The organism is Burkholderia sp. LMG 13014, assembly GCF_905232215.1.
Classification (GTDB): domain Bacteria; phylum Pseudomonadota; class Gammaproteobacteria; order Burkholderiales; family Burkholderiaceae; genus Burkholderia.
On sequence record NZ_CAJNKE010000053.1, the window covers coordinates 1 to 22,471 of the forward strand.

The following is a 22,471-nucleotide window of genomic DNA, read 5'->3' on the forward strand; positions in this document are numbered from 1 at the left end:
CTGGGCGCCGGCGTTGCGCTGTCGGCGATCAAGCAGGGCCTCGAATCGTTCGAGCCGGTCAAGGGCCGGCTGCAGGTGAAGCAGGCGATCGCAGGCAGCCTCGCGGGTGCAACGGTCGTCGACGATACGTACAACGCGAATCCCGATTCGATGCGTGCCGCGATCGACGTGCTCGCCGCGCAACCGGCGCCGCGCGTGCTGGTGATCGGCGACATGGGCGAGGTCGGCGACGAAGGGCCGGCTTTCCATCGCGAGGTCGGTGCCTACGCGCGCGAGCGCGGGATCGATGCGCTGTTCGCACTCGGCGATGCGTCGCGCGATGCTTGCACGGCATACGGCGACACGGCCCGCCATTTCGGCGACGTCGGCGCGCTGGTTGAAGCACTGCTCGCAGCGGGCTACGGCGCGCAGGCGACGCTGCTCGTGAAGGGCTCGCGGTACATGAAGATGGAGCGCGTGGTCGACGCGCTGACGAACCAACCCGCGGCGGGCACGGCGCCCGCTGCACACTGAGTAGAAGGAAGGAAGCATGCTGCTGGCGCTGGCGCAATGGCTGCAAGGAGACGCAAGCTTTTTGCGCTTGTTCACGTACCTCACGTTCCGTGCGGTGATGGCCACCATCACCGCGCTCGGGATCGGGCTCGTGTGCGGACCGTGGGTGATCCGCAAGCTGACGCAAATGAAGGTCGGCCAGGCCGTGCGCAAGGACGGCCCGCAGACGCACCTCGTCAAGTCCGGCACACCGACGATGGGCGGCGTGCTGATCCTGATCGGCATCGCGGTCGCGACGCTGCTGTGGGGCGACCTGACGAACCGTTTCATCTGGATCGTGATGCTCGTCACGTTCGGTTTCGGCGTGATCGGCTGGGTCGATGATTACCGCAAGGTCGTCCACAAGGACCCGCGCGGGATGTCGTCGCGCGAGAAGTATTTCTGGCAATCGGTGATCGGGCTGTTCGCGGCGGTCTACCTCGCGTTCAGCGTGTCCGAGGCGAACAACGTGCGCGTGTTCGACCTGTTCATGGCATGGGTGCGGAGCGGCCTGTCGATGGGGCTGCCGGCGCGTGCCGACCTGATGCTGCCGTTCCTGAAGTCGATCAGCTATCCGCTCGGCGTATGGGGCTTCATCGTGCTGACCTACTTCGTGATCGTCGGCGCGAGCAACGCGGTGAACCTGACCGACGGCCTCGACGGCCTCGTGATCATGCCGGTCGTGCTGGTCGGCGCGTCGCTGGGTGTGTTCGCGTACGTGATGGGCAGCGCGGTCTATTCAAAATACCTGCTGTTCCCGCACATTCCGGGCGCGGGCGAATTGCTGATTTTCTGTTCCGCGATGGGTGGGGCAGGGCTCGCGTTCCTCTGGTACAACACGCACCCCGCGCAGGTGTTCATGGGCGACGTCGGCGCGCTGGCGCTCGGCGGCGCGCTCGGCACGGTCGCGGTGATCGTGCGCCAGGAAATCGTGCTGTTCATCATGGGCGGCATCTTCGTCGCGGAAACGTTGTCGGTGATGCTGCAGGTTTCGTGGTTCAAGTACACGAAAAAGCGCTACGGCGAAGGGCGGCGTCTGCTGAAGATGGCGCCGCTGCATCACCATTTCGAATTGTCCGGCTGGAAGGAAACGCAGGTGGTCGTGCGTTTCTGGATCATCACGTTGATGCTGTGCCTGTTCGGTTTGACCACCCTCAAGCTGCGGTAAAGGAAAGGTAACAAGGATGTCTGGCGAGATGTTTGGAGATCGGCAACGGCCGATGGTGCTCGTACTGGGGCTCGGGGAATCGGGTCTCGCGATCGCGCGATGGTGCGCGAGGCACGGGTGCCGGCTGCGTATTGCCGATACCCGCGAGGCGCCGCCGAACCTTGCCGCGCTGCAGGCCGAAGGCATCGATGCGGAATTCGTCGGCGGCGCGTTCACGCCCGCGCTGCTCGACGGTGGTATCGAGCTCGTCGGGCTGAGCCCGGGGCTGTCGCCGCTCGAGCCGGCACTCGCGGCGCTGGTCGCGGCCGCGAACGAGCAGGGCATCGCGGTGTGGGGCGAACTGGAATTCTTTGCACAGGCGCTGCGTGCGCTTGGCACAAGCGGCTATCAGCCGAAGGTGCTCGCGATCACGGGCACCAACGGCAAGACCACGACGACGAGCCTCACGGGCCTGCTGTGCCAGCGCTCGGGCAAGAAGGTCGCCGTCGCGGGCAACATCAGCCCCGCGATGCTCGACCGGCTCGCCGGTGCGATCGACGAAACCGCGCTGCCCGACGTGTGGGTGCTCGAACTGTCGAGCTTCCAGCTCGAGACCGCATGCACGTTCGCGCCCGATGCGGCCGCGATCCTCAACATCACGCAGGACCACCTCGACTGGCACGGCAGCTTCGACGCGTACGCGCGGGCAAAGGGCCGGATCTTCGGCGCGACGACGACGCGCGTGCTGAACCGCGACGATGCGGCCGTGATGAAGTTCGCGCCGGCAGCCGGCGCGGCCGACGCGCCGCGCACGGTCACGTTCGGCCTGAACGAACCGGTGCAGGACGGCGACTACGGGCTGTCGCGCGACAACGGCATCGCGTGGCTGGTCGAAGCCGTCGATCGCGACGCGCCGGACGAAGTCGCGACGACGACCCGCCGGCGCAAGCGCGACGCCGCGCATACGCCGGACATCGCGCAGAAGCGCCTGATGCCGGCAGACGCGCTGCGCATCCGCGGGCTGCACAACGCGGCGAACGCGCTGGCCGCATTCGCGCTCGCACGCGCGATCGACCTGCCGGCCGCGCCGCTGCTGCACGCGCTGCGCGAATACCGCGGCGAGGCGCACCGCGTCGAAGTGATCGCGACGATCGACGACGTGGATTACGTCGACGACAGCAAGGGCACGAACGTCGGCGCGACGGTTGCCGCGCTCGACGGGCTTGCGCAGAAGATCGTGCTGATCGCGGGCGGCGACGGCAAGGGGCAGGACTTCGCACCGCTGGTCGCGCCGGTCGCGCGCTGGTGCCGCGCGGTGATGCTGATCGGCCGTGACGCACCGGCGATCCGCGACACGCTCGCCGAAACGGGCGTGCCGCTCGCCGATCACGCGACGCTCGAAGGCGCGGTGCACGCGGCGGCCGACCTCGCCGAACCGGGCGATGCGGTGTTGCTGTCGCCCGCCTGCGCGAGCCTCGACATGTTCAGGAACTACGCCCATCGCGCGGATGTGTTCCGCGCGGCGGTCGACGAAATCGCCATCGACAAAGGAGCGACGCCATGAGCTGGTCCGATCGCCTCGTCTCCCGTTTCAACGATCGCCGCGACACCGGCGGCAATGCCGCGGGCGGCCGCGTCGCATCGGCCACGCGTGCTGCGACGGGCGGCCTCGCGAGCGTCGTCAACGGCGTGCGCCCGAGCCGTTCGCGGATGCTCGACTTCGACTACTCGCTGCTGTGGGTCGCGATCGCGCTGCTCGGGCTCGGCGTCGTGATGGTGTATTCGGCGTCGATCGCGATGCCCGATTCGCCGAAATACGCGTCGTATCACGATTACGCGTTCCTGATGCGTCACTGCATCTCGCTCGTCGTCGCGTTCATCGCGGCGGTGATCGCGTTCCGCGTGCCGGTGTCGACCTGGGATAAATACGCGCCGCATCTCTTCCTGATCGCGCTCGTCGGCCTCGTGATCGTGCTGATCCCGCACGTCGGCAAGGGCGTGAACGGCGCGCGCCGCTGGATTCCGCTCGGCATCACGAACATGCAGCCGTCGGAAATCATGAAGCTCGCGGTGACGATCTACGCGGCGAACTACACGGTGCGCAAGCAGGAATACATGCAGAGCTTCGCCAAGGGCTTCCTGCCGATGGCGTTCGCGGTCGGCCTGGTCGGTGCGCTGCTGCTGCTCGAGCCGGACATGGGCGCGTTCATGGTGGTCGCGGCGATCGCGATGGGCGTGCTGTTCCTCGGCGGCGTGAACGGCAAGCTGTTCGGCGGCCTCGTCGCGACGGCGGTCGGTACCTTCACGATGCTGGTGTGGCTGTCGCCGTGGCGTCGCGAGCGGATCTTCGCGTACCTCGATCCGTGGGACGAGCGCTATGCGCAGGGCAAGGCGTACCAGCTCACGCACTCGCTGATCGCGTTCGGCCGCGGCGAGTGGTTCGGCGTCGGCCTTGGCGGCAGCGTCGAGAAGCTGAACTACCTGCCGGAAGCGCATACCGACTTCATCCTCGCGGTGATCGGCGAGGAGCTCGGTTTCGTCGGCGTGCTGGTCGTTATCCTGCTGTTCTACTGGATCGTGCGCCGCGCGTTCGAGATCGGCCGCCAGGCGCTCGCACTCGATCGCACGTTCGCGGGCCTGACCGCGAAGGGCATCGGTATCTGGTTCGGCGCGCAGACCTTCATCAACATGGGCGTGAACCTCGGGCTGCTGCCGACCAAGGGCCTGACGTTGCCGCTCGTGAGCTACGGCGGCTCGGGCATTTTGCTGAACTGTGTTGCGCTCGCAGTGCTGCTGCGGGTCGACTACGAAAACCGGGTGCTGATGCGCGGAGGGAAGGTATGACCGCGTCGCAACGCACGCTGATGGTGATGGCAGGCGGCACCGGGGGCCACGTGTTCCCGGGGCTCGCGGTCGCGCACCGGATGGAAGCGGCAGGCTGGCGCGTCGTGTGGCTCGGCAATCCGACCGGGATGGAAGCGACGCTCGTGCCGAAGCACGGCATTCCGATGGAATACGTGCGGTTCGGCGGGCTGCGCGGCAAGGGTCTGAAGACCAAGCTGACGCTGCCGTTCAACCTGCTGCGCGCTTGCGGGCAGAGCCTTGCCGCGCTGCGGCGCGTGCGGCCTGACGTCGTGCTCGGGATGGGCGGCTACATCACGTTCCCGGCGGGCGTGATGACCGCGCTGTCCGGGCGTCCGCTCGTGCTGCATGAACAGAATTCGATCGCGGGCCTGACGAACAAGGTGCTTGCGAAATTCGCGAAACGCGTGCTCGTCGCGTTTCCCGGCGCGCTGCCGCACGCGGAATGGACGGGCAACCCGATTCGTGCGGAACTTGCGCGCACGGAAGCACCCAAAGCACGCTATGCCGCGCGCAGCGGTCCGCTGAACGTGCTGGTCGTCGGCGGCAGCCTCGGGGCGGCCGCGCTGAACGAAGTCGTGCCGCGGGCGCTGGCGATGCTGACGCCGGGTGAACGCCCGCGCATCGTGCACCAGGCCGGCGCGAAGCACATCGACGCGCTGAAGGCGAATTACGAAGCGGCCGGTTTCGCGGCCGGCGAAGACGTGCGGCTCGTGCCGTTCATCGACGACATGGCGGCCGCGTATGCGGCGGCGGATCTCGTGATCTGCCGGTCGGGCGCGATGACGGTGTCGGAGATCGCGGCGGTGGGCGTGGCGGCGCTGTTCGTGCCGTTCCCGTACGCGGTCGACGATCACCAGACGACCAACGCCGCGTTCCTCGCCGATGCGGGCGCGGCCGTGCTGGTACAACAACGCGACCTGTCGGCGGAACTGCTCGCCGACTGGCTGCGCGGCCAGTCGCGGGCATCGCTCGCGGACATGGCGGAACGTTCGCGCTCGCTGGCGAAGCCCGAGGCCACCGACGAAGTCGCGCGCGTGTGCGCGAAGGCGGCTGGCGCGAACCTGGAAACACTGCAATGAAACACATCGTCAAACACATTCATTTCGTCGGGATCGGCGGCGCGGGCATGAGCGGCATCGCCGAAGTGCTCGTCAATCTCGGCTACGAGGTCAGCGGCTCGGACCTGTCGCGCAACGCGGTGACCGATCGTCTCCAGGCGCTCGGCGCACGGATCGCGATCGGCCACGACGCGGCGAACATCGAGGGCGCGAACGCGGTCGTCGTGTCGACGGCCGTGCGTTCGGACAACCCGGAAGTGCTGGCCGCGCGCGCGAAGCGCGTGCCGATCGTGCAGCGCGCGGTGATGCTGGCCGAGCTGATGCGCCTGAAGCAGGGCATCGCGATCGCCGGCACGCACGGCAAGACCACGACGACGAGCCTCGTCGCGAGCGTGCTCGCGGCGGGCGGGCTCGATCCGACCTTCGTGATCGGCGGCCGGCTGATCAGCGCCGGCGCGAACGCGCGGCTCGGCACGGGCGATTTCATCGTTGCCGAGGCCGACGAATCGGACGCGTCGTTCCTGAACCTGTATCCGGTGATCGAAGTCATCACGAACATCGACGCCGACCACATGGACACCTACGGCCACGATTTCGCGCGGCTCAAGCAGGCGTTCATCGAATTCACGCAGCGCCTGCCGTTCTACGGCAGCGCGGTCGTGTGCGTCGACGATCCGAACGTGCGGCAGATCATCCCGTTCATCTCGAAGCCGGTCGTGCGCTACGGGCTGTCGCCGGACGCGCAGGTGCGTGCGGAAGACATCGATGCGCGCGACGGCCGCATGCATTTCACGGTGATCCGCGAAGGGCGCGCGCCGCTCGCGGTCGTGCTGAACATGCCGGGCCTGCACAACGTGCAGAACGCGCTCGCGGCGATCGCGATCGCGACCGATCTCGGCGTGTCGGACGACGCGATCCAGCTGGCTCTGGCGGAATTCAACGGCGTCGGCCGGCGCTTCCAGCGCTACGGCGAAGTGCCGACCGCGGACGGCGGCCAGTACACGCTGATCGACGACTACGGCCATCACCCGGTCGAAATGGCCGCGACGATCGCGGCCGCGCGCGGTGCGTTCCCGGGCCGCCGCCTCGTGCTGGCGTTCCAGCCGCACCGCTACACGCGCACGCGCGACTGCTTCGACGATTTCGTCAACGTGCTGTCGACGGTCGATGCGCTGGTGCTGACCGAAGTCTACGCGGCCGGCGAGGCGGCGATCTCGACCGCCAGCGGCGACGCGCTGTCGCGTGCGCTGCGCACGGTGGGGAAGGTTGACCCGGTGTTCGTCGCGACGGTCGACGACGTGCCGGACGCATTGGCGAAGGTCGCGCAGAACGGCGACGTGGTGATCACGATGGGCGCGGGTTCGATCGGCGGCGTGCCGGCGAAGGTCGCGCAGCACACTCAACAGAAGGCATGACATGAGCGGGATTGATCCGAAACGTTTCGGCAAGGTGGCGGTGTTGTTCGGCGGCGAGTCCTCGGAGCGCGAGGTGTCGCTCACGTCGGGCAAGCTCGTGCTGCAGGGCCTGCGCGACGCGGGCATCGACGCGCACCCGTTCGACCCGGCCGAGCGCCCGCTGGCGGCGCTGAAGGACGAAGGGTTCGTACGCGCGTTCAACGCGCTGCATGGCGGCTACGGCGAGAACGGTCAGATCCAGGGCGCGCTCGATTTCTACGGCATTCGCTACACGGGCAGCGGCGTGCTCGGGTCGGCACTCGGCCTCGACAAGTTCCGCACGAAGCTCGTGTGGCAGCAGACGGGCGTGCCGACGCCGCCGTTCGAGACGGTGCTGCGCGGCGACGACCTCGCGGCGCGCGCGACGGACATCGTCGCGAAGCTCGGCCTGCCGCTGTTCGTGAAGCCGGCGAGCGAGGGCTCGAGCGTGGCGGTGCTGAAGGTGAAGACGGCCGACGCGCTGCCGGCTGCGCTCGCGGAAGCCGCGAAGCATGACCCGATCGTGATCGTCGAGAAGAGCATCGAGGGCGGCGGCGAATACACCGCCTGCATCGCCGGCGATCTCGACCTGCCGGTGATCAAGATCGTGCCGGCCGGCGAGTTCTACGACTACCACGCGAAGTACATCGCCGACGACACGCAATACCTGATTCCGTGCGGGCTGCCCGCTGACAAGGAAGCGGAGCTCAAGCGCATCGCACGCCGTGCGTTCGACGTGCTCGGCTGCACCGACTGGGGTCGCGCGGATTTCATGCTCGACGCCGACGGCAACGCGTACTTCCTGGAAGTGAACACCGCGCCGGGCATGACCGACCACTCGCTGCCGCCGAAGGCCGCGCGCGCGGTCGGCATCAGCTATTCGGAGCTGGTCGTGAAGGTGCTGTCTCTCACGCTCAACGACTGACGCAGGAACGGAACGACGTATGTGGAACAACGTTCGCCAACTCAACCTTGCCGCCAGCGCGCTGTACGCGCTGTTGCTGCTCGTGTTGGCGGCGGCCGGTTGCTACTGGCTGATCCAGCGCCCGACGTTCGCGCTGCGGGAAATCCGGATCGACGGCGACACCGAGCACATCAATTCACCGACGGTGCGCGCGGGCGTGGTCGGCCGGCTGAAGGGCAATTTCTTCACGGTCGATCTCGATGCGGCGCGCGCTGCGTTCGAGCAGATGCCCTGGGTGCGCCACGCGAGCGTGCGCCGGGTGTGGCCGAATGCGCTGGCTGTCACGCTCGAGGAGTACAAACCGCTCGGGACCTGGGGCAGCGACCAGCTCGTGAGCGTCGACGGCGAGCTGTTCACCGCGAACCAGGGCGAGCTGGAGCAGGAACTGCCCGCGTTCGACGGCCCGGAGGGCAGTGCGAAGGAAGTCGTCACGCGGTATCGCGACTTCGGGAAATGGTTTGCGCCGCTGAAGGCGGCGCCGGAAGAAGTGACGCTGTCGGCGCGGTACGCGTGGACGGTGAAGCTGTCGAACGGCATGCAGGTCGAGCTGGGCAAGGAACGCAACAGCGAGTCGCTGCATGACCGGAGCCAGCGCCTGATCGCCGCATGGCCGGCCGTCACGGAGCGCTGGGGCAACGACATCGAGTACGCGGACCTGCGTTATCCGAACGGATTCGCGATTCGCGCGGCAGGCATGCGGTTCCTGACCGATACCGACAAGCGCAAGAAGTAACGAGAGATCACACGCAAGAGCACTTTATGAGCAAAGACTACAAGGATCTGCTGGTTTCCCTCGACATCGGCACGTCGAAGGTGGTGGCCATCGTCGCCGAGTTGAAGGGCGAAGGCCACTACGAGGTGATCGGTCTCGGCCAGAGCGAGTCGAAGGGTCTGAAGAAAGGTGTGGTGGTCAACATCGAGGCCACCGTGCAGTCGATCCAGCGCGCGCTCGAGGAAGCCGAGCTGATGGCGGACTGCAAGATCACCAACGTGTTCACGGGGATCGCGGGCAGCCACATCCGCAGCTTCAACTCGAGCGGGATGGTTGCGATCAAGGACAAGGAAGTCACGCAGACCGACGTCGCGCGCGTGATCGAGACCGCGAAGGCGATCAACATCCCGACCGACCAGCAGGTGCTGCACATCCTCACGCAGGAATTCATCATCGACGGCCAGGAAGACGTGCGCGAGCCGATCGGCATGAGCGGCATCCGGCTGGAAGTGAAGGTGCACATCGTGACGGGCGCGGTGAGTGCCGCGCAGAACATCGTCAAGTGCGTGCGCCGTTGCGGGCTCGAAGTGAACGACCTGATCCTGCAGCCGCTCGCCTCGTCGCTGGCCGTGCTGACGGAAGACGAGAAGGATCTCGGCGTGGTGCTGGTCGACATCGGCGGCGGCACGACGGACATCGCGATCTTCGCCGAAGGCGCGATCCGTCACACCGCGGTGATTCCGATCGCTGGCGACCAGATCACGAGCGACATCGCGATGGCGCTGCGCACGCCGACGCCGGATGCGGAAGACATCAAGGTCGGCTATGGCATTGCCAAGCAGGCGCTCGCCGATCCGGACGAAATGGTGGAAGTGCCGGGCCTTGGCGAACGCGGCCCGCGCACGCTGTCGCGCCAGGCGCTCGCAGCCGTGATCGAGCCGCGCGTCGAGGAACTGTTCTCGCTCGTGCAGCAGGTCGTGCGCGAATCCGGTTACGAAGAACTGCTGAGCTCCGGCGTGGTCATTACCGGCGGGGCGTCGATGATGCCCGGCATGGTCGAGCTCGGCGAAGACATTTTCCTGAAACCGGTGCGCATCGGCGCGCCGGAGTATGCAGGCGGCCTCTCCGACGTCGTGCGCAATCCGCGCTATTCGACGGCGATGGGGCTGCTCGTCGAAGGCAGTGCTCAGCGCATGCGCGGCCGCAAGGTCGCCGTGCAGTCCGGCAACGCGGGGCAGGTGTTCTCGCGGATGAAGGAATGGTTCCTGAGCAACTTCTGACGAACCGAACTGAATTGAAATTCGCGCCGGTGCCGGCGGCTGGCGCGCGACAGGGGGTTGCCCGATCTCCTGCCGAATAACGGCCGAGTAGCAGTATTTCTCTTGACGGAGGCAACAATGGAATTCGAAATGCTGGAAACCGAGACCAACGGCACCATCATCAAGGTGGTCGGCGTTGGCGGCGCTGGCGGCAATGCCGTCCAGCACATGATCAACCGCGGCGTGCAGGGCGTCGACTTCATCGTGATGAACACGGATGCGCAGGCGCTGTCGCGTTCGCGCGCATCGTCGGTGATCCAGCTCGGCAACACGGGTCTGGGCGCTGGCGCGAAGCCGGAAATGGGCCGTGCGGCAGCGGAAGAAGCGCGTGAGCGCATCGCCGACGCACTGCGCGGCGCGCACATGGTGTTCATCACGGCCGGCATGGGCGGTGGTACGGGCACGGGCGCGGCACCGGTGGTCGCGCAGATCGCGAAGGAGATGGGCATCCTGACGGTAGGTGTCGTCAGCAAGCCGTTCGAATTCGAAGGCGGCAAGCGCATGCGCGTCGCTGAAGCCGGCTCGCAGCAACTGGAGGATCACGTCGACTCGCTGATCGTCGTTCTGAACGACAAGCTGTTCGACGTGATGGGCGACGACGCCGAGATGGACAAGTGCTTCCAGTGCGCGGACGACGTGTTGAACAACGCGGTTGCAGGCATTGCTGAAATCATCAATGTCGATGGCCTCGTGAACGTCGACTTCGAAGACGTGAAGACGGTGATGGGCGAGCAGGGCAAGGCGATGATGGGCACGGCGACGGTCGCCGGCGTCGATCGCGCACGCCTCGCGGCGGAACAGGCCGTGGCGAGCCCGCTGCTCGAAGGCGTCGATCTGTCGGGCGCGCGCGGCGTGCTGGTCAACATCACGTCGAGCCGTTCGCTGCGCCTGTCGGAAACGCGCGAAGTGATGAACACGATCAAGAGCTACGCGGCGGAAGATGCGACGGTGATCTTCGGTGCGGTGTACGACGATGCGATGGGCGATGCCCTGCGCGTGACGGTCGTGGCGACGGGTCTGGGCCGTGCAGCGAAGAAGCAGCAGTCGGCACCGATGACGCTGCTGCGTACGGGTACGGACAACCAGCCGGTCAGCGCGGTTTCGCACGGCTATGCCCCGACGCATCACGTCAGCACGGCCGACTACGGCGCGCTCGATACGCCGGCGGTGTGGCGCAATTCGCGCGAAACCGCGGCATCGCACGTGCAGGCGCTGCAGGAGAAGGGTGTCGACACGTACGACATCCCGGCTTTCCTGCGCAAGCAGGCTGACTGACGCAAACACAGGCGAAGCCGCGGCGAAACTGCCGCGGTATCGCCGGCGTGACGGATGCTACGGACCACGACAGGCCGCGTCGATTGCGACGCCGGGCCGGGAAACGTGCCCTCTCCGCGCAAGCGGGGCGGGATGGGCCGTGCTGTCCGCAACACGCTGAAAAACCGTATCGCTATGAGGGACCAGCCATGATTCAAGTGGGCGACGCGCTGCCCGACGCGCAATTGTTCGAGTACATCGACGACGCGCGCGAAGGGTGCACGCTGGGGCCGAACGCCTACAGCGTGCGCGACCAGGTTGCGGGAAAGCGGGTGGTGATCTTCGGATTGCCGGGCGCTTTCACGCCGACCTGCTCCGCGCAGCATGTGCCGGGCTACGTCGAACACGCCGAGCAACTGCGCGCGGCGGGTATCGACGAGATCTGGTGCGTGTCCGTCAACGACGCATTCGTGATGGGCGCATGGGGACGTGATCTGCACACCGCGGGCAAGGTGCGCATGATGGCGGACGGCAGCGCGGCTTTCACTCATGCGCTGGGGCTGACGCAGGATTTGTCCGCGCGTGGCATGGGAATTCGTTCCCTGCGCTACGCGATGGTGATCGACGGCGGTGTGGTCAAGACGCTGGCCGTCGAGGCGCCGGGCAAATTCGAAGTGAGCGATGCGGCGAGTGTTCTCGCGACGTTGACGTCCTGATCGTGCGGTGCGCCGTTGCCTTCCGGCAACGCTGCTCACCGGCCTCAGGGCAGTTGTAACACGGGCTGATGACCGGAAACGCCTCCGTTCCGGGCATCGGCCCGTCCCGTATCGGCGCGGGTAAACAGCCGAAACAGATTGATACGCAGTTTCAAACTACGCTGAATAGGGAATTACGCTATAATCTCCCCTATCGAATATAACTCCTGATTGATATCTTCAATCACGACGAAGAACATCATGCTGAAGCAGCGCACCATCAAGTCCATCGTGAAGACCGTGGGTATCGGTGTCCACTCGGGCCGCAAGATCGAGCTGACGCTCCGTCCCGCCGCGCCGGGCACGGGCATCGTGTTCTCCCGCGTCGACCTTCCCACGCCTGTCGACATTCCCGCCGCGGCGACGTCGATCGGCGATACGCGGCTCGCGTCGGTGCTGCAGAAGGATGGCGTGCGCGTGTCGACCGTCGAGCACCTGATGTCGGCGTGTGCCGGCCTCGGCATCGACAACCTCTATGTCGACGTGACGGCCGAGGAAATCCCGATCATGGACGGCAGCGCGGCGACCTTCGTGTTCCTGATCCAGTCCGCCGGGATCGAGGAGCAGAACGCGCCGAAACGCTTCGTCAAGGTGAAGAAGACGGTCGAAATCCGCGACGGCGACAAGTTCGCACGTCTCGATCCGTACTTCGGTTTCAAGCTGAAATTCTCGATCGACTTCCGTCACCCGGCCGTCGACAAGACCGGTCAGGAACTCGAGGTCGATTTCGCGAATACGTCGTATGTGCGCGAGATCGCGCGTGCACGCACGTTCGGCTTCGCACATGAGGCCGAGATGCTGCGCGAGATGGGTCTCGCCCGCGGCGGCAGTATGGAAAACGCGATCGTGCTCGACGAGTACCGGATCCTGAACAACGACGGGCTGCGCTACGACGACGAGTTCGTGAAGCACAAGATGCTCGACGCGATCGGCGACCTGTACGTGATCGGCCATCCGCTGCTGGCATCGTACACGGCGTACAAGTCGGGCCACGGGCTGAACAACGCGCTGCTGCGCGAGCTGCTCGCGAACGAAGATGCGTACGAGATCGTCACGTTCGACGATCCGCAAGCGGCGCCGAAGGGCTTCGCATTCGACATGCAGACGGCGTTCGCCTGACCTGCGTTCGGCGCAAGCAATAAAAAAGCAGCCTTCGGGCTGCTTTTTTATTGGCCGGGCGCTGGCGCTTCCGGCGGCGCGTATCGTAAGCGCGGTCAGCGCGGCTTCGCGCCGTGCCGGGCCGCCATCCGCGCGAGCGCGACCTGCAGCGGCGACGGTTCGAGATGGTCGGCCAGGTCGCGCAACGCGGCTGCGCCGACCGACGTCATGCGCGCCTGCTTCACGTGCGGCGGCTCCGGCGCATCTTTCGGGCGCACGCGCACGCGCAGCGTCGAGACCGGCCAGCCGCGCTTTTGCAGATCGCCGAGCAGCCGCGGCTCGACCTGTCGCAGCCGCGCGGCCAGCGCGTTGTGCGCGGCAAAGAGGGTCAGGGTCCCGTCCTTCACGAAGCCGGGCTCGATGTGGTTTGCCAGGTAGTCGGGCAGGAGTGCAGCGAGATCGCGCTGCAGCGACGCGATTTGCTCGACGCCAGCGCGTAGCGCCGCAAACGCGTCAGTGCGTCCGAGCACTTCCGACACGGGTTGCGGGCGATAGGCGGCGAGCGGGCCGAAACGCTTGGAAAATCGGTTCATCGAGACATTCTTCGGGCGCGCACGCGCGCGGACGTTGACGCCGATTGTACCCGCGCGCGCCCGGGCACGGGCGGCTTTCGCCCCACCGGCCCGGCCGTCGGCGCGCAGTGCCCGTCTGGCCGAGACACGGGCGCACGCTTTCCCGCGTGCTAAAATTCCTCGTTTGAGTCCACTAATTCGCTAAGCCGCCGAGGCTCGGGCGTCGGGGCGCGCAACACGCGCCGGGCGCCGGTGCTGCGACGCAGGATCCGATCCGATGACAACCGGTTTTCTCCAGAAAATTTTTGGCAGCCGCAACCAGCGGCTCGTCAAGCAATACCAAAAGACCGTCACGACGATCAATGCGCTCGAAACGCAGATCGAGAAGCTGACGGACGACCAGTTGCGCGGCAAGACGGACGAATTCCGCCAGCGGGTCGCGGCCGGCGAGTCGCTCGACAAGCTGCTGCCCGAGGCGTTCGCGGTCTGTCGCGAGGCCAGCCGTCGCGTGCTGAAGATGCGGCACTTCGACGTGCAGATGATCGGCGGCATGGTGCTCCACTACGGCAAGATCGCGGAAATGCGCACCGGCGAGGGCAAGACGCTCGTCGCGACGCTGCCCGTGTACCTGAACGCACTGGCGGGCCGCGGCGTGCACGTCGTGACCGTCAACGATTACCTCGCGCAGCGCGACGCCGAATGGATGGCGCGCCTCTACAACTTCCTCGGTCTGTCGGTCGGCATCAACCTGTCCGGCATGGAGCACGACCAGAAGCAGCAGGCCTACGCGGCGGACATCACGTACGGCACGAACAACGAGTTCGGCTTCGACTACCTGCGCGACAACATGGTCTACGAGACCGACGCGCGTGTGCAGCGGGCACTGAACTTCGCGGTCGTCGACGAAGTGGACTCGATCCTGATCGACGAGGCACGCACGCCGCTGATCATTTCGGGTCAGGCCGAGGATCACACCGAGCTGTACGTGCGGATGAACGCACTGCCGCCGCTGCTCGAGCGCCAGATCGGCGAAGAGAAGGCCGACGGCACGGGCGTCGAGAAGCCGGGCGACTACACGCTCGACGAGAAGGCCCGCCAGGTGTTCCTGACGGAATCGGGCCACGAGAAGGCCGAGCGCCTGCTCGCCGAATGGGGCCTGATCGGCGAGGGCGAGAGCCTGTACGCGCCGCAGAACATCACGCTGATGCACCACGTGTACGCGGCGCTGCGCGCACACACGCTGTTCCACAAGGATCAGCACTACGTCGTGCAGAACGGCGAAGTGGTCATCGTCGACGAATTCACGGGCCGCCTGATGGCCGGCCGCCGCTGGTCCGACGGCCTGCACCAGGCGGTCGAGGCGAAGGAACACGTGAAGATCCAGAGCGAGAACCAGACGCTCGCGTCGATCACGTTCCAGAACTATTTCCGGATGTACGCGAAGCTGGCTGGCATGACCGGTACCGCCGACACCGAAGCGTACGAATTCAACGAGATCTACGGTCTCGAGACGGTCGTGATCCCGACCAACCGTCCGCCGAAGCGGATCGACAAGCAGGACCAGATCTACAAGACGGCCAAGGAGCGCTATGACGCGGTGATCCGCGACATTCGCGACTGCTACGAGCGCGGTCAGCCGGTGCTGGTCGGCACGACGTCGATCGAGAACTCGGAGCTGCTGTCGCACCTGCTGAAGCAGGCCGGGTTGCCGCACGAGGTGCTGAACGCGAAGCAGCACGAGCGTGAAGCCGCGATCGTCGCGGAAGCCGGCCGTCCGAAGCGCGTCACGATCGCAACCAACATGGCCGGCCGCGGTACCGACATCGTGCTCGGCGGCAATGCCGAGAAGCAGGCCGCGTTCATCGAGGCCGACGAAGCGATCCCGGCCGACGAGAAGGCGCGCCGCATCCAGCAGCTGCACGACGAGTGGGAAACGCTGCACGAGCAGGTGAAGGCCGCGGGCGGCCTGCACATCATCGGCACCGAGCGCCACGAATCGCGCCGGATCGACAACCAGCTGCGCGGCCGTGCGGGCCGCCAGGGCGATCCGGGCTCGTCGCGCTTCTACCTGTCGCTCGACGATCCGCTGCTGCGCATCTTCGCGGGCGACCGCGTGCGCTCGATCATGGATCGCCTGAAGATGCCGGAAGGCGAGGCGATCGAGGCCGGCATCGTCACGCGCTCGATCGAATCCGCGCAGCGCAAGGTCGAAGCGCGCAACTTCGACATCCGCAAGCAGCTGCTCGAATACGACGACGTGTCGAACGACCAGCGCAAGGTGATCTACCAGCAGCGCAACGAGCTGCTCGAAGCGCACGACATCACCGAGACGATCAGCGCGATGCGCCACGGCGTGATTACCGAAGTCGTCCGCCAGTTCGTGCCGGAAGGCAGCATCGAAGAGCAGTGGGACGTGCCCGAGCTCGAGGAAGCGCTGCGCAACGACTGGCAGCTCGACCTCGCGATCCAGGAAATGGTGAACGAGTCGTCGTCGATCACGGCCGAGGAGATCCTCGACGCGGTGACGACGGCCGCCGACGAGCAGTACGAGGCGAAGGTCGCGATGGTCGGCCGTGAATCGTTCAGCGCGTTCGAGCGCTCGGTGATGCTGCAGACGGTCGACCGCCTGTGGCGCGAGCACCTCGCGGCGCTCGACCACCTGCGCCAGGGTATCCACCTGCGCGGCTATGCGCAGAAGAATCCGAAGCAGGAATACAAGCGCGAAGCGTTCGAGCTGTTCGCCGCGATGCTCGAGGCGATCAAGCAGGAAGTCACGCGCGTCGTGATGAACGTGCAGATCCAGTCGCCGGAGCAGCTCGAGCAAGCCGCCGAGCAGATCGAGGAGCGTGGCGGTCATCTCGAGAACGTCGAGTACCAGCACGCCGATTACGCGGAAGCCGGTGCGCCGGTGGCGAACGTCGCGGCTGCCGCGGCGGCCACAGCGACGGCCGACATGGTCGGCAGCGCGATGACGCACAGCGGCCCCGGCGGCGAAATGCCGAAAGTCGGCCGCAACGATCCGTGCCCGTGCGGCAGCGGCAAGAAGTACAAGCAATGTCACGGGAAGCTGTCATGATCGACGGCGGCGCGCGTCACGCGTGCCGCTTCGTTCGCAGCTTCGAGTGAGTGATGTGAGTTGCGGCGGCCCGCGCGTGCGGCCGCCGGTTCTTCCAATCGATGCCGGCGCATGCCGGCATTTTCCATCCGGCAGGTGTGCCCCATGGCTGTCAATTTTCCGTCGATCGATCCCGCCCAACTGCATCCCGTCGCCGGCGTCACGCTCGGCTGGGCGGAAGCGAACATCCGCAAGCCGAATCGCAAGGACGTGCTGGTCATCTCCGTCGACGAAGGCGCGACGGTCGCGGGCGTGTTCACCGAAAACCGTTTCTGCGCCGCGCCGGTCACCGTCTGCCGCGAGCATCTGGCGAAGGTGCGCGCGGGCGGCGCGGGCATTCGCGCGCTCGTCGTGAACACGGGCAATGCGAACGCGGGCACCGGCGAGCCGGGCCTCGTGAACGCGCGTGAAACCTGCACGGAACTCGCGCGCCTCGCGGGCATCGAGCCGGCGCAGGTGCTGCCGTTCTCGACCGGCGTGATCCTCGAGCCGCTGCCGATCGATCGCCTGAAGGCAGGGTTGCCGGCCGCGCTCGAGAATCGCAAGGCCGCGAACTGGTTCGACGCCGCGCAGGCGATCATGACGACCGACACGCTGCCGAAGGCCACGTCGCGGCAGGTGACCATCGACGGCCACACGGTCACGCTGACGGGCATCAGCAAGGGTGCGGGCATGATCAAGCCGAACATGGCAACGATGCTCGGCTTCCTCGCATTCGACGCGAACGTCGCGCAGCCGGTACTCGACACGCTCGTGAAGGAAGTGGCCGACCGCTCGTTCAACTGCATCACGATCGACGGCGATACGTCGACGAACGACTCGTTCATCCTGATCGCGTCGGGCAAGAGCACGCTGCCGGCGATCACGTCGACCGATTCGCCGGCTTATGCGGCGCTGCGCGATGCGGTGACGGAAGTCGCGCAGGTGCTGTCGCAACTGATCGTGCGCGATGGCGAAGGCGCGACGAAATTCATGACGGTGCAGGTCGAAGGCGGCAAGAACGTCGCGGAATGCCGCCAGATCGCTTACGCGATCGGCCATTCGCCGCTCGTGAAGACGGCTTTCTACGCATCCGACCCCAACCTCGGCCGGATTCTCGCGGCGATCGGCTATGCGGGCGTCGCGGATCTCGACGTCGACAAGATCGACCTCTATCTCGACGACGTGCTCGTCGCGAAGGCGGGCGGCCGCAACCCGGCCTACCAGGAAGAGGACGGCCAGCGCGTGATGAAGCAGAGCGAAATCACGATCCGCGTGCTGCTCGGCCGCGGCGACGCGCAGGCCACCATCTGGACGTGCGACCTGTCGCACGACTACGTGAGCATCAACGCGGATTACCGCTCCTGATCGGGGGCGTTCGAACGACATGGACAAGCTTGAACAGTTTCTGACGCGCGCCGAAGCGCTGCTCGGCCGTCTCGAGGGGATGCTGCCGCCCGCACCGGCGGCGGTCGACTGGAATGCTGCGCACGCGTTCCGCTGGCGCAAGCGCCAGGGGCGCGGCTATCTGCAGCCGGTGCCGGCCGTGTCGTCGATCACGCTCGACGACCTGCACAACATCGATCGCCAGAAAGGGCTGATCGAACAGAACACGCGGCAGTTCGTGCAGCAGAAGCCGGCCAACAACGTGCTGCTGACCGGCGCGCGCGGTACCGGCAAGTCGTCGCTGATCAAGGCGTGCCTGAACGCGTATGCGAACGACGGCCTGCGCCTGATCGAAGTCGACAAGGACGACCTGCACGATCTCGGCGACATCGTCGACCTGATCGCGCAGCGTCCCGAGCGCTTCATCGTGTTCTGCGACGACCTGTCGTTCGAGGAAGGCGAGTCGGGCTACAAGGCGCTGAAGGTCGCGCTCGACGGCTCGATCGCCGCGCAGTCGGACAACGTGCTGATCTACGCGACGTCGAACCGCCGCCATCTGCTGCCCGAGTACATGAGCGACAACGAGACGTACAAGCATCTCCCGGATGGCGAGATTCACCCCGGCGAAGTCGTCGAGGAGAAGATCTCGCTGTCGGAGCGCTTCGGCCTGTGGGTCAGCTTCTATCCGTTCAAGCAGGACGATTACCTCGACATCGTCGGGCACTGGCTGCGTCATTTCGGCTGCCCGGATGCGGAGATCGAGTCCGCACGCGGCGACGCGCTCGTGTGGGCGCTCGAGCGCGGTTCGCGCTCGGGGCGCGTCGCGTGGCAGTTTGCGCGTGACTGGTCGGGCCGCAAGGAGCAGGCATGAGCGCGGATCTCGCACAAGGCGCCGTGCGCGCGCCCGATGGCCGCAAGGTGACGGAAGTCGCGGTTGGCGTGATGGTGCAGCCGGATGGCCGCTACCTGCTCGCTCAGCGGCTGCAGGGCAAGCCGTATGAAGGTTACTGGGAGTTTCCGGGCGGCAAGCTGGAGGCCGGTGAAAGCGTCGAGGACGCGCTGGCGCGCGAACTGCACGAGGAACTCGGCATCGAAGTCACGGCGAGCCACCGCTGGCACACGCTCGAGCACGACTATCCGCATGCGTACGTGCGGCTTTATTTCTGCAAGGTGACGGGCTGGACGGGCGAGCCGCACAGCAAGGAAGGGCAGGCGTTCGTATGGCAACAACTGCCGGTCGAGGTCGCGCCGTTGCTGCCGGCCGCGCTGCCGGTGCTCGAACTGCTCGAGAAGGAAGCTGCGTCGAACTGACGCCAAGATAGCCTGCCGGAAAGGCGGGCCATATCACTGGCGGGCGGTGCCACGCACCGCTCAGCTGTCGCGGCGGCCGTCCGTGCCGTCCTCTTCCGACGAGGGGCCCTCGTGTCGGAGGATCCACCGATCCGGTACTTTTCCGCGGCCCATGCGCCGAGGTCGAGCTGCTTGCAGCGGGCCGAGCAGAACGGGCGGAACTGATTTTCGGGTGTCCAGCGCACTTCGGCGCCGCACGACGGGCATTTCACAACGGTAGTCATACGAAAGCGATCCGGCACGCGGCCGTTACAGATTGCACAGTGTCAGATGGAACGGCACGTCGATGTCCACCGCGCGCGGCCGCACATCGCCGTCCTGCATGGTGAACCGTACCCACAGCATGTATTTGTTGGCGCTCGCTTCGGGAATGACGCGCAGCTCCGGCGCTACGCGCACCTGCATCAACTGGTAGGTGCGGCCGGACAGCATCTGCTGATAGCTGCCCTGCATCGCCATGACCTTCGACGCCTGGCCCGATTCGCGCGCGAGCCGCAGCACGATCGTCACCGCGTCGCGCAGCGGCAGCATCGGCAGGATCCATTTCGCGATGTCCTGGCGCCGCTGTTCGGCGGGCCATTGCTGCCATGCATAGTACGACGGCAGGTCGAACTTGCACGTGCCGCCGGGAATCACCGCACGGCTGCGGATGCTGGCGAGCCACTCGTTGTCGACGAGGTGCTGCCCGGTCTTGCCCTGCATCTGCGCGAGATTCGCGAGCGTCTGCTCGATTTCGCCGAGCACGGCTTCGAGCGCGTTCTGCTCGATGCCCGGATTGCCGCGAAAGGGGGCGAGCGTCTGGCGCTGACGTTCGAGCTCCTTCATCAGATCCGATTTCAGATCCGCGCGGCCCGTTACCTCGGCGATTTCGAACAGCGTCGTCAGCGCGACGTGGTGTTCACGCGGGTCCTCCTGAGCCAAAAAGAACGCGAAGCGCTCGAAGAGATCTTCGAGGCGCAACAGCGTGCGAATTCGCTCGTTGAACGGATACTCGTAAAGAATCAAGCGCGCTCGCCTCTTGGGTAGGAATTGAAACAATGCAGGACATTCTAATGCTCACTCTCTACCCTAGCAACGCGCCAATTTCGTACACCATCACGATTGCGCACGCGGTTCAGCGCGCGGCGGCCGCGAACCCGAGATAACGTTGGTGCAGTGCATCGACCTGTGCGGCGAGCGCGTCGGGTGTCGTCGCGTCGTTGACGATCACATCGTCGGCCGCCGCGAGACGGGCCTCACGCGTTGCCTGTTTCGCGATGATCGCTTCGACCTGCTCGCGCGTGAAGCCGTTGCGTCGCATCACGCGTGCGATCTGCGTTTCGACCGGGCAATCGACGACGAGCACGCGATTGCTGCGCGTCTTCCAGTTGCCTGATTCGACAAGCAGCGGCACGACGAACATCACGTACGGGCCCTGCGCCTCGCGTGCTTCGCGATCGGTCTCCGCGCGGATCAGCGGGTGCGTGATCGCTTCGAGGCACCGGCGCGCGGCGTCGTCGCCGAAGATCAGTGCGCGCATTTTCGCGCGGTCGAGCGAGCCGTCGGCGGCAACGAAGCCGCGGCCGAATGCCTGTTCGATCGCGGGCATCGCGAGGCCGCCCGGTGCGGTGATGCGATGGGCGATCAGATCGGTATCGACCAGCGACGCGCCGCGGGCGCCGAACAGATCGGCGACGGTCGTCTTGCCGCTGCCGATGCCGCCGGTGAGTCCAATTGCGAACATGTCAGCCTCCGAGCGCCGAGTAGAAAGGGGTGCCGAAAAACAGCGTCGCGACGCCGCCTGCCGCGAGGAACGGGCCGAACGGAATCGGCTCCTCGAAGCGCATGCGGCCGCGCCAGGTCGCTATGAGTCCGACGATCGCACCCGTCACCGCGGCGAACAGCACGACCTGCGGCAGTGCGGCCCAGCCCATCCATGCGCCGAGCGCGGCGAGCAGCTTCAGGTCGCCGAACCCGATGCCCTCGATGCCGCGCAGCCATTTGAACAGCCAGTAGATCGACCACAGGAACAGGTAGCCGGCCATGGCCCCGATCACGGCCGAGCGCAGCGACGTGAACGTGCCGCCGAGGTTCAGCACGAGCCCGGCCCAGAGGAGCGGCAGCGTCATCGAGTCGGGGAGGTAGCCGGTCCGGATATCGATCGCGCTCATCGCGAGCAGCGCGGCGCATAGCGCGAACGCGGCAAGCGCGGCGACGGTCGGGCCGAATGTCGCGAGCGAGCCGGCGGCGAGTAGTGCACAAGCAAGTTCGACGAGCGGGTAACGGATGCCGATCGCGTGGCCGCAGCGCCGGCAGCGCCCGCGCAGTATCAGGTAGCTGACGAGCGGGATGTTTTCCCATGCGCGCAGCACGTGGCCGCAATGCGGGCACGCGCTGCGCGGGCGCCACAGATCGTAGCGCGGCGGGTAGCCGTCGTCGGGCGGGGCGCTCGCGTTGCCGGTCGCTTCATCGATCTCGGCTTGCCACGCGCGCTGCATCATCACGGGCAGCCGGTGCACGACCACGTTCAGGAAGCTGCCGATGCAAAGGCCGATGACGACCGCGAACGCATACTGCAGCGCGGGCGGCAGCATCGCCAGCGCGAGCAGCGTGCTCTCGGGCGAATCGGTAACGGCGGACAGGGGCGCTGGCGTCATGAGGCTCAAGGTTCGGACTAAAAGGCGACAGAATCGGTTGCGATGCTACACCACGTTGCCGAGCTGAAGGATGGGCAGGTACATCGCGATCACGAGACCGCCGACGAGTGCGCCCAGCACGATCACGATCAGCGGTTCACCGAGCGCGGCGAGTGCATCGAGACGCGCGTCGAGCTGGCGTTCGCACAGCGCGGCGATGTCGGCGAGCATCGTGTCGAGCGCACCGGTCTCCTCGGCGACGGCGATCGGCTGGACGACGTCGTCCGGAAAGCAGCCGGCCGACTGCATCGCGTCCGC

General features: G+C 66.3%; 21 protein-coding genes and 1 pseudogene. 16 read left to right on the top strand and 6 right to left on the bottom strand.

The window, feature by feature from the left end:
* From JYJ84_RS09490 to lpxC, 12 genes are all read left to right on the top strand, one after another.
* A partial coding sequence (locus JYJ84_RS09490; protein ID WP_275890714.1) for a glutamate ligase domain-containing protein occupies window positions 1-513 on the top strand: 513 nt, incomplete at its 5' end.
* A gap of 16 nt (window positions 514-529) precedes the next feature.
* Complete coding sequence (gene mraY, locus JYJ84_RS09495; protein ID WP_006477019.1) at window positions 530-1,699, top strand: phospho-N-acetylmuramoyl-pentapeptide-transferase; 1,170 nt, start codon at window positions 530-532, stop codon at window positions 1,697-1,699.
* Between the two features lie 28 nt (window positions 1,700-1,727).
* A complete protein-coding gene (murD, locus tag JYJ84_RS09500) occupies window positions 1,728-3,242 on the top strand; it encodes a UDP-N-acetylmuramoyl-L-alanine--D-glutamate ligase (protein WP_175222931.1) in 1,515 nt (504 codons plus the stop codon).
* Complete coding sequence (gene ftsW / locus JYJ84_RS09505; protein ID WP_122944396.1) at window positions 3,239-4,522, top strand: putative lipid II flippase FtsW; 1,284 nt, start codon at window positions 3,239-3,241, stop codon at window positions 4,520-4,522. The genes murD and ftsW overlap by 4 nt, the downstream gene beginning before the upstream one ends.
* Window positions 4,519-5,622 carry an undecaprenyldiphospho-muramoylpentapeptide beta-N-acetylglucosaminyltransferase gene (gene murG, locus JYJ84_RS09510; RefSeq protein WP_122944397.1) on the top strand — a complete coding sequence of 368 codons (1,104 nt, stop codon included), beginning with the start codon at window positions 4,519-4,521 and terminating at the stop codon, window positions 5,620-5,622. Before ftsW ends, murG begins: the two co-directional genes overlap by 4 nt.
* On the top strand, window positions 5,619-7,016 hold the full coding sequence (gene murC / locus JYJ84_RS09515; protein ID WP_122944398.1) for a UDP-N-acetylmuramate--L-alanine ligase: 1,398 nt from the start codon (window positions 5,619-5,621) through the stop codon (window positions 7,014-7,016). The genes murG and murC overlap by 4 nt, the downstream gene beginning before the upstream one ends.
* 1 nt (window position 7,017) lies before the next feature.
* Window positions 7,018-7,959: a D-alanine--D-alanine ligase gene (locus JYJ84_RS09520; protein ID WP_174960483.1), complete on the top strand. Its 942-nt coding sequence runs from the start codon at window positions 7,018-7,020 to the stop codon at window positions 7,957-7,959.
* A 19-nt stretch (window positions 7,960-7,978) separates the two neighbouring features.
* Window positions 7,979-8,731 carry a cell division protein FtsQ/DivIB gene (locus JYJ84_RS09525; RefSeq protein WP_122944400.1) on the top strand — a complete coding sequence of 251 codons (753 nt, stop codon included), beginning with the start codon at window positions 7,979-7,981 and terminating at the stop codon, window positions 8,729-8,731.
* Between the two features lie 26 nt (window positions 8,732-8,757).
* Window positions 8,758-9,990 (top strand): cell division protein FtsA, encoded by a 1,233-nt coding sequence (ftsA, locus tag JYJ84_RS09530; RefSeq protein WP_006487138.1) that lies wholly within the window; start codon window positions 8,758-8,760, stop codon window positions 9,988-9,990.
* Window positions 9,991-10,107: 117 nt separating this feature from the next.
* Window positions 10,108-11,304, top strand: coding sequence for a cell division protein FtsZ (ftsZ, locus tag JYJ84_RS09535; protein WP_011350843.1), 1,197 nt, complete (start codon window positions 10,108-10,110; stop codon window positions 11,302-11,304).
* Window positions 11,305-11,492: 188 nt separating this feature from the next.
* Window positions 11,493-11,999 (top strand): peroxiredoxin, encoded by a 507-nt coding sequence (locus tag JYJ84_RS09540; RefSeq protein WP_011350844.1) that lies wholly within the window; start codon window positions 11,493-11,495, stop codon window positions 11,997-11,999.
* Between the two features lie 240 nt (window positions 12,000-12,239).
* The gene (gene lpxC, locus JYJ84_RS09545; protein WP_011350845.1) at window positions 12,240-13,157 is read left to right on the top strand and encodes a UDP-3-O-acyl-N-acetylglucosamine deacetylase; all 918 of its coding nucleotides are present in this window, start codon (window positions 12,240-12,242) and stop codon (window positions 13,155-13,157) included.
* A gap of 95 nt (window positions 13,158-13,252) precedes the next feature.
* On the opposite strand, the gene JYJ84_RS09550 is transcribed toward lpxC, so the two are convergent.
* Entirely contained in the window at window positions 13,253-13,729 is a 477-nt protein-coding gene (locus JYJ84_RS09550; RefSeq protein ID WP_122944401.1) for a DUF721 domain-containing protein, read from the bottom strand.
* Window positions 13,730-13,985: 256 nt separating this feature from the next.
* Here JYJ84_RS09550 and secA point away from each other — a divergent pair, with 256 nt between their 5' ends.
* The 4 genes from secA to JYJ84_RS09570 all read left to right on the top strand — a co-directional run bounded on the left by secA (window position 13,986) and on the right by JYJ84_RS09570 (window position 19,499).
* Window positions 13,986-16,784 (top strand): preprotein translocase subunit SecA, encoded by a 2,799-nt coding sequence (gene secA, locus JYJ84_RS09555; protein ID WP_122944402.1) that lies wholly within the window; start codon window positions 13,986-13,988, stop codon window positions 16,782-16,784.
* Window positions 16,785-16,928: 144 nt separating this feature from the next.
* Window positions 16,929-18,170 (top strand): bifunctional glutamate N-acetyltransferase/amino-acid acetyltransferase ArgJ, encoded by a 1,242-nt coding sequence (gene argJ, locus JYJ84_RS09560; RefSeq protein WP_122944403.1) that lies wholly within the window; start codon window positions 16,929-16,931, stop codon window positions 18,168-18,170.
* 19 nt (window positions 18,171-18,189) lie between these two features.
* Complete coding sequence (locus JYJ84_RS09565; RefSeq protein ID WP_174960479.1) at window positions 18,190-19,059, top strand: ATP-binding protein; 870 nt, start codon at window positions 18,190-18,192, stop codon at window positions 19,057-19,059.
* A complete protein-coding gene (locus tag JYJ84_RS09570; protein WP_043191453.1) occupies window positions 19,056-19,499 on the top strand; it encodes an NUDIX domain-containing protein in 444 nt (147 codons plus the stop codon). Before JYJ84_RS09565 ends, JYJ84_RS09570 begins: the two co-directional genes overlap by 4 nt.
* A gap of 60 nt (window positions 19,500-19,559) precedes the next feature.
* On the opposite strand, the pseudogene JYJ84_RS09575 reads toward JYJ84_RS09570, so the two are convergent.
* The 5 genes and pseudogenes from JYJ84_RS09575 to JYJ84_RS09595 all read right to left on the bottom strand — a co-directional run.
* Window positions 19,560-19,762: pseudogene (locus JYJ84_RS09575) on the bottom strand (DNA gyrase inhibitor YacG).
* Window positions 19,763-19,787: 25 nt separating this feature from the next.
* Entirely contained in the window at window positions 19,788-20,543 is a 756-nt protein-coding gene (gene zapD, locus JYJ84_RS09580) for a cell division protein ZapD (protein WP_043191449.1), read from the bottom strand.
* A gap of 109 nt (window positions 20,544-20,652) precedes the next feature.
* Window positions 20,653-21,261 carry a dephospho-CoA kinase gene (coaE, locus tag JYJ84_RS09585; protein WP_175222933.1) on the bottom strand — a complete coding sequence of 203 codons (609 nt, stop codon included), beginning with the start codon at window positions 21,259-21,261 and terminating at the stop codon, window positions 20,653-20,655.
* A 1-nt stretch (window position 21,262) separates the two neighbouring features.
* Complete coding sequence (locus JYJ84_RS09590; RefSeq protein ID WP_174960472.1) at window positions 21,263-22,174, bottom strand: A24 family peptidase; 912 nt, start codon at window positions 22,172-22,174, stop codon at window positions 21,263-21,265.
* A 45-nt stretch (window positions 22,175-22,219) separates the two neighbouring features.
* A partial coding sequence (locus JYJ84_RS09595) for a type II secretion system F family protein (protein WP_205189171.1) occupies window positions 22,220-22,471 on the bottom strand: 252 nt, incomplete at its 5' end.